Consider the following 17,454-nt stretch of genomic DNA (forward strand, 5'->3'; position numbering starts at 1 on the left):
CATCTGTGGCGGTCAGGGCCATTCTCCCTTAAACTGGCGTGATGCCCACTCTACAATCGCCCCAACTGAAGCTAGCCCAAGCCGACTCCCAGCAGGGGAGCGTGGTCACCGCCAGCGGCACCTGGCAGGTGCACGCGCTGGCGCAGGACAACGCGATCAAGGCCATCAACGCCCAGCTCAAGCCGCTCAAGGATGACGCCAATGTCAGCTGGGATTTATCAGCCATCGACAGCATGGACCATATCGGCGCCCAGCTGTTCTGGAATGCCTGGGGCAAGAGCCGTCCGGCGAAACTGACCCTGGCGCCTAGCCAGGAAGAATTTTTCAAGCGTATCGAAGAAACCGGCCCGTTGAAAACGGCGCAGTCGCGCGCCCATCGCCTGACCCTGGTCATGAAGCTGGGCATGGCGATCCTGGTGTTCTTCGAGCATCTGAAGGGTTTTATCGCCCTGATCGGCCAGGTCACGCAGGACGTGGGCCGCTTTGCGCGCCATCCGCTGCGCGGGCCGTGGCGCGAAATTTCCGCCAATATCTTCCATGCCGGCTTCCAGGCGCTGGGCATCACGGCGCTGGTGGGTTTCCTGATCGGCGTGGTGCTGTCCTATCTGTCGGCGCAGCAGCTGCGCAATTTCGGCGGCGATATCTACCTGGTCAACCTGCTGGGCATGAGCGTGATCCGCGAACTGGGGCCGCTCTTGGCGGCGATTCTGGTGGCGGGCCGCTCGGGCTCGTCGATCACGGCCCAGCTGGGCGTGATGCGCGTCACCGAAGAACTGGACGCCATGCTGGTGATGGGCATCTCGCACGGTTTCAGGTTGATCATGCCGAAAGTGCTGGCCCTGGCCATTTCCATGCCACTGCTGGTGATCTGGACCGATACGGCCGCGCTGATCGGCGGCATGGTGGCGGCCAAGGTGGAACTGAATCTGTCGGCCCGCTACTTTATCCAGAAGCTGCCGGACGCCGTGCCGCTGGCCAACTACATGATAGGCCTGGGCAAGGGCGTGATCTTCGGCATGCTGATCGCGCTGGTGTCGTGCCACTTCGGCCTGCGCATCAAGGCCAATACGGAAAGCCTGGGGCGCGGCACCACCACCGCCGTGGTCACCGCCATTACGGTGGTGATCCTGGCCGATGCCGTGTTTGCCATCGTTTTCAATGGAGTAGGCTACTGATGAGCGAAGAAAACGCCAGCTGCGGCTTGACACACAGCGACGACGCCGAGAGCAAGCTGGACTTCCACGGCGATACGCCGGTGGTCGAGATCAGCAATCTGTGGACCAAGTTCGGCCGCACCGTGGTGCACCAGGACCTGAACCTGGAAATCGAACGCGGCGAGATTCTCTCCATTGTCGGCGGCTCGGGCACCGGCAAGACCGTGCTGCTGCGCCAGATGCTGGGGCTGGAACACCCGTCGCGCGGCTGCGTCAAGGTGTTTGGCGAAGACATCAACAAGGCCGACCGCGACCATCTGCAGCAATTGCGCAACCACTGGGGCATGCTGTTCCAGCAGGGCGCCCTGTATTCGGCGCTGACCGTGTTCGACAATGTGGCCCAGCCGATGCGCGAACTGCGCGTGCTGCCCGAAGACCTGATCCACGACGCGGTGCTGCTGAAAATGAATATGGTCGGGCTGGGGCCGGAACATGCGCTCAAGATGCCGTCGGACCTGTCGGGCGGCATGATCAAGCGCGTGGCCCTGGCGCGCGCCCTGGCGCTGGAACCGAAGTTATTATTTCTCGACGAGCCCACGGCCGGCCTGGACCCGGACTTGTCGGAAAGTTTTGTCACCCTGATCCAGTCGCTGCACCGCGAACTGGGCCTGACGGTGGTGATGGTCACGCACGACCTCGACACCCTGTTCGCCCTGTCCACGCGCATCGCCGTGCTGGCCGAAAAACATGTGATCGCACTCGGCACCACGCGCGAAGTCATCGCGGTCGATCACCCGTTCATCAAACAATTCTTCCTGGGCGACCGCGGCAAGCGCGCGCTGGCCGTCCTCGATGAAAAACAGGCCGCCGAGGCGCCGCCGGAACTCGCCCCCGGCACTGACAAGAAAGCGGAGAATTAATGGAAAACAGATCACACGCCCTGCTGACGGGCTTTTTCACGCTCACCCTGCTGGTTGCCGCCATTTTGTTCGGCGTCTGGTTCAACCGCGACCGGGTCGAACGCGTGCCCTACCTGCTGGCCACCACCCTGTCGGTGCCGGGCCTGAACCCGCAGGCGGCCGTGCGCTACCGTGGCCTGGAAGTGGGCAAGGTCGACGCGATCGACTTCGATACGCAAAAAGCCGGGCAGATCCTGGTACATATCAGCGTCGCGCCCGACACCCCGGTCACCAATACCACCTTTGCCACCCTGGGCTACCAGGGCGTGACGGGCATCGCCTATATCCAGCTCGACGATGAAACCGTGGGCTCGAAACTGCTGGGCACGACCAAGGAAAAACCGTCCCTGATCCCGCTGCGCGCGGGCTTGCTCGATCAACTGGAAAAGCGCGGCAAGCGCATCCTCGACCAGGCCGAACAGATCACCAACAAGGTCAACAACCTGCTCAGCACCGACAACCAGGCCGCCATGCTGGCCGCCTTCACGGAAGTGGGCAAGACGGCCAAGGCCTTCGGCGAGATTCCGAAGCAGCTGCAGCCGACCTTGCAGCAATTGCCGCAGCTGACCGATGAAACGCGCAAGAGCATCGCCGCCATCAAGGATGCGGGCGACAATGTGACGGAACTGTCGCAGACCTGGAAAAAACTGGGCACCGACCTGCAGGCGCCTGGCGGCATGCTCGACAACGTCAATGGCACGGTGGCGCGCGTCGGCCGCTCGGTGGAATCGGTGGCCAGCGGCGTCTCGCTGGAAGTGCTGCCGCAAGTCATCGAGCTGAGCGGCGAAGCGCGTTCCTCAATGCGCGCCCTGAAAACCACCATGAGCACCCTGAACGAACAGCCGCAAAGCATCTTGTTCGGCAACCCCGACATTCCGCCCGGTCCGGGCGAGCCCGGCTTCTCGGCGCCGGCAAAATAAGGAGATCACCGATGCAGTTTCCCCATCCTTCGCGCACCAGCGCCGGCGTATTGACCCTGGCGGCGGCCCTGCTGCTGGGTGGCTGCGCCAGCCGTGGCCCGCTGCCGACCTTTTATGATTTCGGCCCGCCGGCCGCGCCCGTGGCGCAAACGACTTCCGCGCCGCTGCCGGTGCTGGTGATCGCCGACGCCAACGGTCCGTCGTGGCTCGATACCCAGCGCATGTATTACCGCCTGCTGTACGCCGACGCCCAGCAGTCGCGCCCGTATGCCTACAACCGCTGGAACACGCCGCCGCTGCAACTGCTGAGCCAGCGCCTGAAAACCCGCGTCGCCCAGGGCGGCGTGAAGGTGCTGTCGACCACCGATGCGGCGGCCGGCATTCCGCTGCTGCGCATCGATGTCGACGATTTTTCGCAAAACTTCGATAGCGAAAAGCAAAGCAGCGGTCAAGTGACCTTGCGCGCCTCGCTGTTCCGCGGCCACCTGCTGGTCGACCAGAAAACCTTCAGCCGCAACAGCCGCGCGGCCAGCGCCGATGCGCAAGGCGGCGCGCAGGCGCTGGCCCTGGCGTCGGACGCCGTCGCCGCCGACCTGCTGGCCTGGCTGGGCACGCTGAACATACCGAAAGAATGATGCCGGCCTCAGCCCATGACCATCCGCTGGCGGCGCCGCCGCATCCGCCTGCGCCTCGCCGCTCTTCGCCCGTCTCGCGCGCGACGCTGCTGGCCTATGTGTTCCTGATCGTCTACGCCAGCTGGTTTCCATTTACGGGCTGGCACAGCAACGGCCTGTCGCCGTTGCTGTTTCTTGAAAACACCAGGATGCCCCGGTACTGGACGGGCTTTGACGTCGGCGTCAACATCGTCGGCTACATGCCGCTGGGCACCTTGATCGTGTATTCGCTGTTTCCGCGCATCACCGGCTTTTTTGCCGTGCTGATCGCCACCTTGTGCGGCATGTTTATCTCCGGCAGCATGGAGGCGGTGCAAACCTACCTGCCCAGCCGCGTCTCGTCGAACCTCGATTTCTATACCAACTCGGCCGGCTGCTGCGTCGGCGCCATCGTCGGCGCCCTGTCGGCGCGCAAGCTGCTCGACCACAGCCATTTGCTGCGCGTGCGCCAGCGCTGGTTCGTCCAGCATGCCAGCCAGGGCCTGGTGCTGGTCGCGCTGTGGCCGCTGGCGCAGATCTATCCGCAGGGCTATCTGTTCGGCCTGGGCCAGCTGCTGCCCATCCTGTGGGACTGGCTGTCGACCCTGATAGGCATGGAGATCGACCTGGCGTCCTACCTGCGGCCCGACGCCGTGCTGACGGTGGAACAATACTGGCTGTCGGAAACCATCATCACGGCCTGCGGCATGACGGGCGCCGTGCTGGCCCTGCTGTGCCTGATGCGCCGTTCCGCGCCGCGCGCCGCACTGGTGGTGATCCTGATCGGCGCCGCGCTGGTGGTGCGTTCGCTGGCCAGCGCGCTGCTGTTCTCGCCGCAAAACGCCTTTGTGTGGATCACGCCGGGTGCCCAGGGCGGCTTTCTGATCGGCCTGATCATGCTGGGCGGGCTGGCCTTCGCGCCCCATGTGGCGCAGCGCCGCATCGCGGTCGCCACCTTGCTGCTGAGCCTGGTCATCGTGAATACCACGCCGATCAATCCCTATTTCATGTCCACCCTGCAAGGCTGGGTACAAGGCAAGTTCCTCAACTTCAATGGCGCGGCCCAGTTCCTGGCCCTGCTGTGGCCGTTCATGGCGCTGTGGTTCCTGTGGCTGCCTTCGCACAAGCTGAACCGGCAGGAAGAACTGCAGCGACATCGGCGCGAAGACCATCCATAAGCGTTATCATGGCGCATAGCCAACCGCAGGAGTACGACAATGAGCGACGCCCCCTATTTTGAACGCCACGTTTTTTTCTGCATGAACAAACGTGAAGACGGCCGCAACAGCTGCGGCGACCATGGCGCCGAAAAAGCGCAAAAACACTGCAAGCGCCGCATCAAGGACCTGAACATGAGTGGCGCCAGCAAGATCCGCATCAACCAGGCCGGCTGCCTGGACCGCTGCGAAGAAGGACCGGTGCTGGTGATCTACCCGGAAGGTACCTGGTACACCTATGTCGACAACAGCGATATCGATGACATTATCGATAGCCATCTGGTGGGCGGCAAGGTTGTCGATCGCCTCAAGATTTAATACCAATTTAAGAGACAAGCGCCAACATGAGCCTCATGAACCGAAATTCCGAAAAATTCACCTTGGCCGGCCATGCGGGCAGCATGGAAGGCCTGCTGGACTTCCCGGCCGATACCCCGCGCGGCATCGCGCTGGTGGCCCATCCGCACCCGCTGTACGGCGGCACCATGGACAACAAGGTCACGCAGACACTGGCGCGCGCCTTTGTCGCGCTCGGCTACGTGGTGGCGCGCATCAACTTTCGCGGCGTGGGCGCCTCGGAAGGCGTGCATGACCACGGCGCCGGCGAAACCGACGACATGCAACTGCTGTACGAACACATGCGCAGCCTGTATCCGGGCCTGCCGGTGGCCTTGTCCGGCTTTTCCTTCGGCACCTTCGTGCAATCGAAATTGAACGAGCGCCTGAGCGCCGCCGGCACGCCGGCCGAGCGCCTGGCGCTGATCGGCAGCGCGGCTGGCAAATGGGCGATGGCCGACATTCCGGCCGACACCATCCTGATCCACGGCGAACTGGACGACACGATCCCCCTGTCGGCCGTGTTCGACTGGGCCCGGCCACAGGATATTCCCGTAATCGTGATTCCCGGCGCCGACCACTTTTTCCACCGCAAGCTCAATCACATCAAGCAACTGGTGATCGCGCTATGGCATGGCGACAAACCCGCCAGCACGCTCGACGATGCTTGAAGTGTGGGCTTACTGCCGTTTCCGCGGCTATAATTGATCCGTTTTTTCCACGCGGCCATGTCAGCATCAGCAGCATGGCCCTCAGCCTTCACTTTTTTTCGCAGACCAGCCTCCATGAAAAAACTCCTAGCGGCACTGGCCTCCAGTGTACTTTTCCTATCCGCCGCCGTGGCCCAGACCGTTCCGGCGCCGACCATCGCCGCCAAGTCCTGGCTCCTGCTCGACGCCACCAGTGGCCAGATCATTGCCTCGCAAGATCCGGACGCGCGCATCGAACCGGCTTCGCTCACCAAGATCATGACGGCTTACCTGACGTTTGCCGCCGTGCGCGAAAAGAAACTGGCGCTGGACCAGAAAGTGAATGTCTCCGTGCGCGCCTGGAAAGTGGACGCCAGCAGCTCGAAAATGTTCATCGACCCGGCCACCCCGGTGTCGATCGACGACCTGTTGCATGGCTTGATGATTCAATCGGGTAACGACGCCGCCGTCGCGCTGGCCGAAGCCGTTGCCGGCGACGAAGGCACCTTCGTCGTGCTGATGAACCGCGAAGCGCAGCGCATGGGCCTGAAAAACACCCGTTTTGCCAATCCGCATGGCCTGCCTAGTCCCGATAACTATTCCACCGCGCAAGACTTGTCCGTGCTGGCCAAACGCGTGATCGCCGACTATCCGGAATTCTACAAAATCGATTCCGTGAAAAGTTTTACGTACAACAAGATCACCCAGCCGAACCGCAACCGCCTGCTGTGGCTGGACCCGACCGTCGACGGCATGAAAACCGGCCACACGGAAGCGGCCGGCTACTGCATGATCGCCTCGGCACGCCGCCCGGGCGGTTCCGGCGAGCGCCGTTTGATTTCCGTGGTGCTCGGCACCACCTCCGACCAGGCCCGCACGCAGGAAAGCCAGAAGCTGCTGAACTGGGGCTTCCAGAACTTCGATACCGTCAAGCTGTACTCGAAGGGCCAGGCCGTGGCCACGCCGGAAGTGTGGAAAGGCTCGAAAAGCACCGTGAAAATCGGCTTTGCCAACGACGTGCTGGTCACCGTACCGAAAGGCACGGCCGCCAAGATGAAACCGGTGCTGGAACGCAAGGACCCGCTGGTCGCGCCGCTGCCGCAGAACGCCCCGGTAGGCAAGCTGAAAATGGTGGTGGACGGCAAGACCCTGCTGGAACTGCCGGTGGTGGCGCTGGAGCCGATCACCGAAGCCTCGATCTTTGGCCGCGCCTGGGATTCGATGCGCTTGTGGCTGAAATAAGCAATAAGAGCCTATTAAGGTAGTCGCAAACAGCCCGCAGCGATGCGGGCTTTTTTTTGCCTGTTGCAAGGATATAATCCGTCAGATCAGCCCGTCGCCACTCCCAGAAAGTATGCCCATGACCCATGTTTTTCCCGCCAGCCTGCAAGCCCCGCGCAGCCGCCTCTCGCCGCATGGCCCCGAACTGTCGCGCATCGTCGCCGGCATGTGGCGCATCGGCGAATGGAACATGACGGCGCAGCAGCGCCTGGCGTTTATCGAGCAATGCCTGACGCTGGGCGTCACCAGTTTCGATCACGCCGATATCTATGGCGACTACAGCGCCGAAGGCCTGTTCGGCGAAGCGCTGGCCCTGCGGCCGGGCTTGCGCGACCAGATGGAACTGGTCAGCAAATGCGGCATCAAGCTGCTCTCGCCGCATCGCCCCGGCCATGCGATCCAGCATTACGACACCAGCGCGGCCCATATCACCGGCTCGGTCGAACAGTCCTTGCGCCAGCTGCGCACCGACCGGCTCGACCTGCTGCTGATCCACCGCCCCGATCCGCTGATGGATTTCGACGAGATCGCCGGCGCGTTCACCGCATTGAAAAACGCTGGCAAGGTGCTGCACTTCGGCGTATCGAATTTCAGCCGCCACCAGTTCGAAGCCTTGCACCGCCGCTTTCCGCTGGCGACCAACCAGGTCGAATTTTCGCCGCTGCATACGGCACCGATGTTCGATGAAACCTTTGATGGCCTGCAGGACCTGGGCGTAGCGCCGATGGCCTGGTCGCCGCTGGCCGGCGGACGATTGTTCCAGGGCGGCGACGCGAACGTGGAAAACTTGCGCAATGTGATCAAGGATATCGCCGATGAACTGCAGCGCCCGTTTGCCAGCGTGGTGTTCGCCTGGATCATGCAAGTGCCGTGCAAGCCGCTGCCGCTGACGGGCACCGGTCGCATCGAGGCGGTGGGCGTGGCCGTGGAAGGCACGCAGTTTGCTCTCAGCCGCAGCGACTGGTTTGCCATCCTGCGCGCGGCAAGAGGGCACGAGGTCGCTTAATCTATTTCGTCGACATCCGTAAATACCTGAGGCAGGGCAATCCCGCGCCAGCCCAGGTGCCAAGCCAGGTTCAGCGCCAGGGTGGCGGCGATATATACGGCAAAGAAGAAGGCAAAGAAACTGGTTTTCAGCCACACCAGCATGCCGACCGCGACGGCCACCACCAGCAGCAGGGCCAGGCTTTTCTTCTGCTTGGAGCTGGGGAAACGCAGGGTCGACACCATCAGGCTGCCCACGCCGACCAGCAGCAGCATCAGCAGATAGCTGTGCAACTGGCTGTCGATCGGGGCCGGCCAGGCCACCACCACGGCCGCCACGCAAGCGGCGCCGGCGGTGATCGGCATGCCGACAAAATACATGGGGTCGGTCTTGCCGACGTTCACATTGAAGCGCGCCAGGCGCATGGCGCCGCAAGCAACAAAAAAGAAGCTGGCCATGCCGCCAAAGCGCAGCAGCAGCGGATCATGCACGCCCATCTGCACGAAACCATAGCAATACAGCAGCACCGCCGGCGCGCAGCCGAAATTCATCACGTCGGCGATCGAATCGAGCTGCATGCCGAAGTCCGAGCCGGTGTTGGTCAGCCGCGCGACATAGCCGTCAAGCGCATCGAACACGCCCGCCAGGACCAGCAGCGCCGCCGCCAGCCGGTAGTCGGCGGGGTCGCCGGTGCCCGCGTTATCGACCGAAATGACGATGCTGGCAAAGCCGCATGCTATCGAAAGCAAAGTCACCATACTGGGCAAGGCGTACTTGGCGCGCTGCAGGCGCGACTTGGGCAAGGTGTTCAAATTATGGGCAATCCAAAAAATCGGTGAAAAAACAGTGGCATAGCGAACAAGCATTGCACCCATTCTACCCTGCGCGCGGGTTCGCACCCTAGCGTCGGCCAGCCGCACACGGCAGTAACTTCTGTGCACTCCGGGCGGCAAAAATACCTTAGAATCGATTCAAGGCGCCACCATCAACAGAGCAGCAGTTCCCTTTCATACAGGAGTCAGCTTGATCGCCTTGTCCCAGCATAGCAAATCATTCATTCCCGCCCTGTTGATCGCGGCGCTGCTGACCGCTTGCGGCGGTGGCGGCAGCGACAGCGGCAATACGACCACGGCATCGACGGCCACTCCCGGGCCGCAGCTGGTGCAGGAGGCGGGCGCGCCCGCCATGACCGGCAGCATCGCCACCGATGGCTACAACTGGATCAATTACCGGCGCGGCCAGGTCGGCCTGGCCAGCCTGGCGCGCAACAGCCTGATCGATACCGCGGCGCAAGGCCATTCCGACTATTTAAAAACCAATAATACGGTCTCGCATGACCAGGTTGCCGGCAAGCCCGGCTTTACGGGCGCCACCCTGGCCGACCGCTTCGTCAAGGCGGGCTATAGCCTGAACCGCTCGAATTCCTATGCCTATGGCGAAGTGATCGCGGGCGCCACCAACAACTCCGGCTTTTACCTGGCGGAAGAACTGATCACCGCCATCTATCACCGCTTCGCCATCTTTGAACCGATCTTCAAGGAAGCGGGCACCGGCGCCGCCATGGGCAACAATGGCTACGCGTATTTCACCGCCGACTTCGCCGCCAACAATGGCTATGGCCCTGGGCTGGCCGCAGGGCAAGTCGTCACCTACCCCGTCAGCAACCAGGCCAAGGTGGCCACCAGTTTTTCCAGCAATAACGAGGAACCCGATCCGGTGCCGAACCAGGATATTGTCGGCTATCCGATCAGCGTGCACGCCAATATCAACGACGTGCTCGGCGTGACGGCCTTTACCGTGCGCCAGCGCGGCGCCGCCAGCGACCTGACGGTACTGCTGCTGCAACGCGCGACGGACCCGCAAACGCCCTTGTCCGCCGCCGCCATCATTCCGCTGGCGCCGCTGACGGCCGGCACCACGTACGACGTCAGCTTCAACGGCCGTGTGAACGGTACCGCCGTCACGCGCAGCTGGTCGTTTACCACGCGCTAGCGGTGACGGCATGAGCACACCCCACGCCGATAGCGACCATCGCGCCACCACAGCGCAGGGTTCGCGCGTGCTCGACGTGGAAGGCGGGCTGGGCCGCATCATGGGCGACCGCCCGCTATACCTGAAAATCCTGCGCCGCTTCCTGCATGATCACGGCACCACGCCGCGCCAGATCCGCATGGTGTTTGCCGCCGGCGACTATGCCGGCGCGCGCCTGCGCGTGCACACCTTGAAGGGCGCGGCCGGCATGATCGGCGCGGTCCAGGTGCATGCCTTGTCGAGCGCGCTGGAAATGGCGCTGCGGGCCCAGGCGCCCGGCCTGGCGCAGCAGATCGCGCACCTGGAACTGGCGCAAGATCAACTGCTGGGCGCCGTCAGCGCGATGCTGGGCACGCCCGAAGAAAGTCATCTGGCAGCGCAGGACATGGCGCCCGACCCGTCCGCCCCCGCCATCCAGCTGCTGCTGGCGCGCCTGGCCAGCCATTTGCGCGAGGGCGACGGCGCCGCCATCGATATCCTGGAAAATTCGGCCAGCCTGCTGGCCGCCAGCCTGGGCGTGCATGTGTACCAGGAAGTGGCGGCCGCCGCCCATGAATTCGATTTTGACAACGCACTGGAAGCCCTGCTGCGCCGGCGATAATCAGCGATCATATTGCGTCTCTTCCGCATACGCCTCGCCACAACTCTTGCAGCAAAAGCGCCGCACCGCATCGAGCGGCTTGTCGCAATACCAGCAGGCGCCCTTGGGCGGCAAGCTTGCGGTCAGGCGCAAGGCGTCGGACAAGGGCGTGGCCGCGACCGTCAAGCCTTGCCCCTGCTGCCCTTCCGGCTGTTTGCTGTCCATGCATGCCCCCTTTGCACGCGGCGCCGAATGGCCGCTAAGCAAGATTACTTCAGCGTAATCTCGAGTACATGACAATTCTCAATCAGCCTTTCCCTGTGTCCGGAAACTCCTGACCGCATCATTGGCATGCTGGTCGATGACTTTCCTGATCGCCGGCTGTTTCGCATATTTCACGCTCAAGCGCTTCAGCTGCTGCTGCGCCGCCCCGCACGACTGCTCGATGGCCTGCGTGATGTCGCGCTGGCGCGCCTTGTCGTTCTCGTCCCACTCGCCAGCGAAGTGCTCGCACATCTCGGCATTGTCGATAAACTTTGCCACATCAGCCGGCAATTTTTGCTTTGCGCCAGCCAGCAGAGGCAGGCTCAGCAAAAGTGCGAACACAAGCTTCATCCATCTCTTCTTATTTGCCGATACAAAACCGGCTGAAAATCACGCCCAGCAAATCGTCGGGCGAGAATTCCCCCGTGATGCTCGACAGCTGCACCTGCGCCAGGCGCAGTTCTTCGGCGAACAGGTCCAGCGACTGGTCGTCCTGGGCCGCGTGTTCGGCGGCGATATTCAGATGTTTGCCGGCCGATTTCAGGGCGATCAGATGGCGTTCGCGCGCCAGGTACAGCGACTCGCCCGTCTGTTGCCAGCCGGCGATACGCAACAGCTCGCCGCGCAGCAGGTCGATGCCGATATGTTCGTGCGCCGACAGGTAGACGTGGGTCGCGTCCGGCAACATGTCGACGCTGGCCTTGTGGCCCGACAGATCGATCTTGTTCCACACGCGCACCACCGGCACGCCTTCGGGGAAGGCGGCGACGATGGTTTCGTCGGCCAGGGTCGGGCCGTGGTCGGCGTCAAGCAAGTGCAGGATCACGTCGGCCTTGCCGATCTCGCCCCAGGTGCGCTCGATGCCGATGCGCTCGACGGCGTCGACGGTGTCGCCGGCGCTGCGAATGCCGGCCGTGTCGATGATGTTGAGCGGAATGCCTTCGATCTGGATCGTTTCGCTGACCTTGTCGCGCGTGGTGCCGGCGATCGGCGTGACGATGGCCACGTCGGCGCCGGCCAGCGCGTTCAACAGCGACGACTTGCCCACGTTCGGCTGGCCGGCCAGCACTACATTCAACCCTTCGCGCAGCAGCGCGCCCTGCGCGGCCTGGGCAAACACTTTATTCAAAGCCTCGATCACGGCTTTCAACTGGCCGCGCGCGTTCGATTTTTCCAGGAAGTCGATCTCCTCTTCCGGAAAATCCAGGGTCGCTTCGACCAGCATGCGCAAGCCCGTCACCTGCTCCACCAGCGCGTGGATGGTGTTCGAGAACGCGCCCGACAGCGATTGCGAGGCGGACTTGGCGGCCGCCTCGGTCGAGGCGTCGATCAGGTCGGCCACGGCCTCGGCCTGCGCCAGGTCGAGCTTGTCGTTCAAGAAGGCGCGGCGCGTGAATTCGCCGGGCTCGGCCAGGCGCAAGCCGCTGTCCTTGCCCGCTTCCAATACGCGCGCGAGCAGCAATTGCAACACGACCGGGCCGCCATGGCCCTGCAGTTCCAGCACGTCTTCGCCCGTGTACGAATGCGGGCCCTTGAATTGGATGGCGATGCCCTGGTCGATAATGGCGCCGTCCGCTTCAGTGAATGGCACATAAGTGGCGTGGCGCGGTTTCAATGCCTGGTCGCCGAACAGCGCGGCCATCAGGGGCGCCAGGTTCTTGCCGGAGGCGCGGACCACGCCGATGCCGCCGCGTCCGGGGGCGGTGGCGATGGCGGCGATAGGAGAGGAGTCGAGTTTCATGGGGGTAGTTTATTCGGAGAAGGCTGGAAGAGGTCGGCAAAACCCACTTTTTTTTGAAATCGGACCCACCGGGTCCGATTTCAAAAAAAAGCCCGCACTAGGCGGTAATGCCGTTCAGTTAAGCAGGTTTTCGTAGAACGCGCGTGGCATAACGCTTTGGTTTAGCCTTGACGGCCCGGTCGAATTTTCGATCGGGCCGTTCGTCATTCAAGAGGCTAACCAGCCTTTCGCGCAGATGTTTCATTGACGCAGGCAGCTTGCCGTACGACCTAGTGACGGCGGCCCAGTGAAGTTCGAACTGGATCAGGTGGAAGGCCCGGATGAAGCTCACTTCGGTCGGTGCGCATTTGACTACCAAGGCGGCTTTGGCGATCTCCAGTCGGATCAAGTTATAGGCGATCAGGGTGCCCCAGATCTCCTGGTACACGCCATCTACCGTTTTTGAGCGCAGGGTAAGCGTGGCGCCAAGCATCGTCTGCTTGAGTTCGCGATAGCTTGTTTCGATGCCCCAGCGACGCTTGTAGCAGTTCTCGATATCGGCATGTTTGTAGCGGCGTCGGTCGCATAGCGAAGTGAGCAGGACACGCCTTCGCGCTTGTTCATCAACGACGGTAATGGCACGCGCCTCCCAAAACTCCGGCAATTGTGCACACTTGGCACGCGCCTGCGGTGACACGCGCATGCGCACTGTGAAGTCGTCGCCATCCTCAGTGCCCTCGATCACTTCCCAGCGTGTATTCGATTTGGCAGGGATGACGAAGTGGCGCTCACTTCCGCCTCGGGTTAGCGCGCACAGAATTTCAGCTGAGAGAAATCCGCGATCGAAGACGGTCAGCGAATCGTTGGGTATGCCATCGATCAGCCTTTTGGCGTACAGCATTTCGTTCGTGCCGTAAGGCCCAAACGCAGCGCTGTGAACAAGATGGGTTGACAACGCAGTGACGGTCACCCCGCGTACCTGAGGGTAGCTCGCGATGGCGCCACTGGAATAATTTTGTGCGCCGAAGTGTTCACGGGTCTCGTCATTGTCATGGGTCCGCAAAGTGGTCCCATCCATTGCAAAAAGTACCAATCCTTTGAACAGATACGAGCGACGATCCTGGCCGCACCAATGCTGTGCTGAGTGGTCGAACAGCCACTTCAACGGATCTGAGCCGAGGCGCTGGCGCGCCTGGGCAGCCGCGCTCTTGCTGACAAAAGGAGTCTGTGCATCTGGAACGGCCAAGCCGAGATCATCGAGGACCTCACTAATGGACTTGTGGCGATATAGTGCCAATGCCACCATCAGCCAGACTACCTGTTCGGCCGGTAGGCGACGATGGCGGATGCTCATTGCATCAGTATGCTGCACGGCTTGATCAATCCACTCGACCGGCAAGTGTTCGCCCAGCCGGCGCCAGTCAGGTGCTTCAAGGTGGTTAGCAAGGAAGTGGAGAGTATCGTTGAGCATAGCCAGGCAGGTTAACAGCAGACCCTGACGTTTACAAGCCCAAAATAAAAATGCCGTTCAGTCTTAACTGAACGGCATTACGCACTAGGCGGGCTTTTGCTTTGCTAACCCTGCTTACACAGTGGATGGCGCGTATTTCTTGGTGATCACCCATTGCTGGCCGATCGACAGGACGTTGTTGACGACCCAGTACAGTACCAGGCCCGACGGGAAGAAGAAGAACATCACCGAAAACGCCAAAGGCATGAACAGCATCATCTTCGCTTGCATCGGATCGGCAGGGGCCGGGTTCAGCTTGGTCGTGATGTACATCGAAATCGCGTACAGCACTGGCAGGATGCACCATGGGTCATGCTGGGCCAGGTCGGTGATCCAGCCTATCCATGGCGCGCCGCGGATTTCCACAGACGCGTTCAGCACCCAGTACAGGGCGATAAATACCGGCATCTGGATCAGGATCGGCAGGCAGCCGCCCAGCGGATTGATTTTTTCCGTCTTGTACAGCTCCATCGTGGCCTGGTTCATCTTCTGCGGATCGCCCTTGTAGCGCTCGCGGATGGCCTGCATCTTCGGCGTGACCAGTTTCATCTTGGCCATGCTGCGGTAGCCGGCGGCCGACAGCGGGAAGAAGGCCAGCTTGATCAGGATGGTGAAGGCGATGATGGTCCAGCCCCAGTTGCCCAGTACGCTGTGGATCTGTTCCATGACCCAGAAGATCGGCTTGGCGATAATCGTCAGCCAGCCATAATCCTTGACCAGTTCCAGACCAGGCGACACGGGTTCGAGCAGGTGCGCGATTTGCGGACCCGAGTACAGCTTGGCATCGATCGCGGCCGACGCGCCTGGCGCCAGCGCCGGCAAGGTCACCAGGTTACCGATGGCGTAGGTGTTGGTCGCCAGCTTCTTGGTAAAGATATCACGTGCGATGTTCGCTGGCGGCACGAAAGCCGACACGAAGAAGTGTTGCGAGATGGCAAACCAGCCGCCGTCGGCGCGGACCGGATGCAGGCCTTTCATGGCCGTATCCTTGCCGGTGCGTTCATCTTCGACAGCCGCTTTTTCGATCTTCTCGAACGTCATCTTCTGGTACTTGTCTTGCGGCGTGTACAGGGTCGGGCCCGTGTAGCTGCTGTTGAAGAACGAGTCGCCGACCGGCTTGTTGCCGTCATGAACCAGTTGCATGTACAGCTGAGGCGTCACCGGCGCGGTGCCGACGTTCGATACGTCATGGCGCACGTCGATCACATAGTCGCCGCGCTTGAAGGTAAACGTCTTGGTCAGCTTGACGCCGCCTTGCACCGCTTCCATCACCAGCTGGATCTGCTTGCCGTCGGCCAAAGTACGCACGCCAGGCTGCACCGTGAAGCCGGTGTTGTGGGTCGGGAAAGGACCGCCGACCAGGCCGGTTTGCGCCAGGTAGGTATGGTTTGCGCCTTCGTCGAACAGCACTTCGTTTTGCTTGCCTGCATCAGGCTGGCACCACTGGAACAGGCCGAAGCAACCGCCAAACCAGCCCGGATTGCCCGCGCCCTTGAATTTGAGCAATTCCAGACGCTTGACCTGGCCACCCAATGTGTCGATATCGACCTTGATGACATCGGTGGTAATGGTGATGCGCTCGCTCTTGAAAGCGCCAGGATCGGCATTCACGCCAGGCAAGGATGCCGCGCCGGCGGCCGGCAGGGCGGTCGGTGCAGGGGTGGTCGGCGCCTTGGCGGTCTGGGCGGTATTAGCGGAGAACATCGACGGGCGACCGGTCGAAATCATCCATTCATTCCACAGAATTACCAGCGAGACGGAGAACACGATCCACAGGATGGTACGTTTATTGATATCCATTAGGGTATTGGTCAGGAGTGGTTGCAACCGCAAGCGGTCGTTGAAGATTGTTTGCCGTCGGCCGGTGGCACCGGGTCAAAGCCCCCGTCATTCCAGGGGTGGCAGCGGCACACGCGCTTGGCGGCCAGCAGGCTGCCTTTCGCGGCGCCGTGCACGCGCAACGCTTCCATCGCGTAATGCGAACAACTTGGATAGAAGCGGCAATTCTGTCCCAGCATGGGGCTGATCACCAATTGATAAGCTCGCAACAGGAACAGCAGCAGGGTTTTCATGGCGCGGATGGTGGTGGCGCAGCAACAGAGCGCGCTTGCGCGGCCACTTGCGCCGCGAACAGCCGGCTCAGTTCATCACGCAGCTCGGCTTTCAGCCTGGCCGTGGTGGCCGGGCCATCCTTGCTGTTGACGGCGCGCGACAGGCGCACCACACAGTCGACCGGCGGCAGCGCGCTGTTGCGAAACAGCTCGCGCGTGACGCGCTTGATCGTGTTGCGGGTCGCCGCGCGTGGCGCGAAACGCTTGGCCACAACGACGCCCAGCCGCGCATGCGGCAAGAGATTGTGTCGGGTATACAGCACAAAATGCGCTGTTTTTTGCGAAGGGCGCAAACGAAAAACGGATGAAAATTCATCCGTTTTAACGATACGCCGAACGCGCGCGAAGTCGTGTGAACCTTCGCGTTGATTGCCGACTGGAGTACAGCTAGCCACGCGATCAGCTGTCAACGACAAGCCTAGACGGCCAGGCGTTTGCGGCCTTTTGCGCGACGTGCGTTGAGCACATCACGGCCACCACGGGTAGCCATACGAGCGCGGAAGCCGTGCGTACGCTTGCGGCGAACGACGGAAGGTTGGTAAGTACGTTTCATGTTGGTCTCGCTAAAAACAAAAAAAATGCAAAATCGGGTCTGACGTCCCGTCAGTTTTTGGTGCCAATGACAATCGCGCACTTATGCCAAGGCACAAGCTGGCCAATCTCATCGCCCGCTTAATCCACGCTTAGTCCATATTGTCGTTCCAAATGAATAAACACGGAATACGGGCGGGGAACCCTGAATTATTCAGCATATACCCCCCTGCTGTCAAGGATTGCCGTGATCGGGTGGAAATTTTCGCAGCCGTCCCCATCTGTCCGGAATGCCGCATTGCCGCTGCGCGGCAGAGGATAACTCCAGACTTGTGCACATGCCCGGCCAGGTCCCAGTCGCAAAAATAACAGTCGTGCCTGTGGATAACTTTGGCGGTCGGGAGTAGAATAGCGCGTTACGTGTGGCGAGCCCTCGCGCGACGCCGGCCTTGCAACACGGTGCACGCAGGGCTGATCGATACGCCCTCCCACACCTTTTCACATAGACGATTC

At 61.7% G+C, this 17,454-nt stretch carries 20 protein-coding genes; 11 read left to right on the forward strand and 9 right to left on the reverse strand.

Annotated features, from left to right (window positions below):
* The first annotated feature begins 41 nt into the window (after positions 1-41).
* From Q8L25_RS30510 to Q8L25_RS30550, 9 genes are all read left to right on the forward strand, one after another.
* Positions 42-1,175: an ABC transporter permease gene (locus Q8L25_RS30510; RefSeq protein ID WP_308922958.1), complete on the forward strand. Its 1,134-nt coding sequence runs from the start codon at positions 42-44 to the stop codon at positions 1,173-1,175.
* Entirely contained in the window at positions 1,175-2,074 is a 900-nt protein-coding gene (locus tag Q8L25_RS30515; RefSeq protein WP_308922959.1) for an ATP-binding cassette domain-containing protein, read from the forward strand. The genes Q8L25_RS30510 and Q8L25_RS30515 overlap by 1 nt, the downstream gene beginning before the upstream one ends.
* Positions 2,074-3,033 (forward strand): MlaD family protein, encoded by a 960-nt coding sequence (locus tag Q8L25_RS30520; RefSeq protein WP_308922960.1) that lies wholly within the window; start codon positions 2,074-2,076, stop codon positions 3,031-3,033. Before Q8L25_RS30515 ends, Q8L25_RS30520 begins: the two co-directional genes overlap by 1 nt.
* Before the next feature lie 11 nt (positions 3,034-3,044).
* Positions 3,045-3,668, forward strand: a complete 624-nt coding sequence (locus tag Q8L25_RS30525; RefSeq protein WP_308922961.1) for an ABC-type transport auxiliary lipoprotein family protein — start codon at positions 3,045-3,047, stop codon at positions 3,666-3,668.
* Positions 3,668-4,864, forward strand: a complete 1,197-nt coding sequence (locus Q8L25_RS30530; RefSeq protein WP_308925828.1) for a VanZ family protein — start codon at positions 3,668-3,670, stop codon at positions 4,862-4,864. The genes Q8L25_RS30525 and Q8L25_RS30530 overlap by 1 nt, the downstream gene beginning before the upstream one ends.
* Positions 4,865-4,903: 39 nt before the next feature.
* Positions 4,904-5,221 carry a (2Fe-2S) ferredoxin domain-containing protein gene (locus Q8L25_RS30535; RefSeq protein ID WP_308922962.1) on the forward strand — a complete coding sequence of 106 codons (318 nt, stop codon included), beginning with the start codon at positions 4,904-4,906 and terminating at the stop codon, positions 5,219-5,221.
* 35 nt (positions 5,222-5,256) lie between these two features.
* Entirely contained in the window at positions 5,257-5,910 is a 654-nt protein-coding gene (locus Q8L25_RS30540; protein WP_308922963.1) for a serine aminopeptidase domain-containing protein, read from the forward strand.
* Positions 5,911-6,024: 114 nt separating this feature from the next.
* Positions 6,025-7,170, forward strand: a complete 1,146-nt coding sequence (locus tag Q8L25_RS30545) for a D-alanyl-D-alanine carboxypeptidase family protein (RefSeq protein WP_308922964.1) — start codon at positions 6,025-6,027, stop codon at positions 7,168-7,170.
* 118 nt (positions 7,171-7,288) lie between these two features.
* Positions 7,289-8,215 (forward strand): aldo/keto reductase, encoded by a 927-nt coding sequence (locus tag Q8L25_RS30550; protein WP_308922965.1) that lies wholly within the window; start codon positions 7,289-7,291, stop codon positions 8,213-8,215.
* On the opposite strand, the gene pssA is transcribed toward Q8L25_RS30550, so the two are convergent.
* The gene (pssA, locus tag Q8L25_RS30555; RefSeq protein ID WP_308925829.1) at positions 8,212-8,982 is read right to left on the reverse strand and encodes a CDP-diacylglycerol--serine O-phosphatidyltransferase; all 771 of its coding nucleotides are present in this window, start codon (positions 8,980-8,982) and stop codon (positions 8,212-8,214) included. The two genes, Q8L25_RS30550 and pssA, sit on opposite strands and share 4 nt — an antisense overlap.
* A 235-nt stretch (positions 8,983-9,217) precedes the next feature.
* Between pssA and Q8L25_RS30560 the strand changes: the two genes are divergently transcribed.
* Positions 9,218-10,186, forward strand: a complete 969-nt coding sequence (locus Q8L25_RS30560; RefSeq protein WP_308922966.1) for a CAP domain-containing protein — start codon at positions 9,218-9,220, stop codon at positions 10,184-10,186.
* A gap of 10 nt (positions 10,187-10,196) precedes the next feature.
* Entirely contained in the window at positions 10,197-10,826 is a 630-nt protein-coding gene (locus tag Q8L25_RS30565) for an Hpt domain-containing protein (RefSeq protein ID WP_308922967.1), read from the forward strand.
* Here Q8L25_RS30565 and Q8L25_RS30570 read toward each other — a convergent pair whose 3' ends face one another.
* From Q8L25_RS30570 to rpmH, 8 genes are all read right to left on the reverse strand, one after another.
* Positions 10,827-11,030 (reverse strand): hypothetical protein, encoded by a 204-nt coding sequence (locus tag Q8L25_RS30570; RefSeq protein ID WP_308922968.1) that lies wholly within the window; start codon positions 11,028-11,030, stop codon positions 10,827-10,829.
* 78 nt (positions 11,031-11,108) lie between these two features.
* Positions 11,109-11,420, reverse strand: coding sequence for a hypothetical protein (locus Q8L25_RS30575; RefSeq protein ID WP_308922969.1), 312 nt, complete (start codon positions 11,418-11,420; stop codon positions 11,109-11,111).
* Positions 11,421-11,430: 10 nt separating this feature from the next.
* Positions 11,431-12,810 carry a tRNA uridine-5-carboxymethylaminomethyl(34) synthesis GTPase MnmE gene (gene mnmE, locus Q8L25_RS30580; protein ID WP_308922970.1) on the reverse strand — a complete coding sequence of 460 codons (1,380 nt, stop codon included), beginning with the start codon at positions 12,808-12,810 and terminating at the stop codon, positions 11,431-11,433.
* A gap of 118 nt (positions 12,811-12,928) precedes the next feature.
* Positions 12,929-14,260, reverse strand: coding sequence for an IS4 family transposase (locus tag Q8L25_RS30585; protein ID WP_308922182.1), 1,332 nt, complete (start codon positions 14,258-14,260; stop codon positions 12,929-12,931).
* A gap of 114 nt (positions 14,261-14,374) precedes the next feature.
* Positions 14,375-16,099, reverse strand: coding sequence for a membrane protein insertase YidC (gene yidC / locus Q8L25_RS30590; protein ID WP_308922971.1), 1,725 nt, complete (start codon positions 16,097-16,099; stop codon positions 14,375-14,377).
* Between the two features lie 11 nt (positions 16,100-16,110).
* The gene (gene yidD, locus Q8L25_RS30595) at positions 16,111-16,371 is read right to left on the reverse strand and encodes a membrane protein insertion efficiency factor YidD (RefSeq protein WP_308922972.1); all 261 of its coding nucleotides are present in this window, start codon (positions 16,369-16,371) and stop codon (positions 16,111-16,113) included.
* Positions 16,368-16,805, reverse strand: coding sequence for a ribonuclease P protein component (gene rnpA, locus Q8L25_RS30600; RefSeq protein ID WP_308922973.1), 438 nt, complete (start codon positions 16,803-16,805; stop codon positions 16,368-16,370). Before rnpA ends, yidD begins: the two co-directional genes overlap by 4 nt.
* A gap of 23 nt (positions 16,806-16,828) precedes the next feature.
* Complete coding sequence (gene rpmH, locus Q8L25_RS30605) at positions 16,829-16,963, reverse strand: 50S ribosomal protein L34 (protein WP_010401996.1); 135 nt, start codon at positions 16,961-16,963, stop codon at positions 16,829-16,831.
* Positions 16,964-17,454 lie beyond the last annotated feature (491 nt).

The organism is Janthinobacterium sp. J1-1, from assembly GCF_030944405.1.
GTDB lineage: Bacteria > Pseudomonadota > Gammaproteobacteria > Burkholderiales > Burkholderiaceae_D > Janthinobacterium.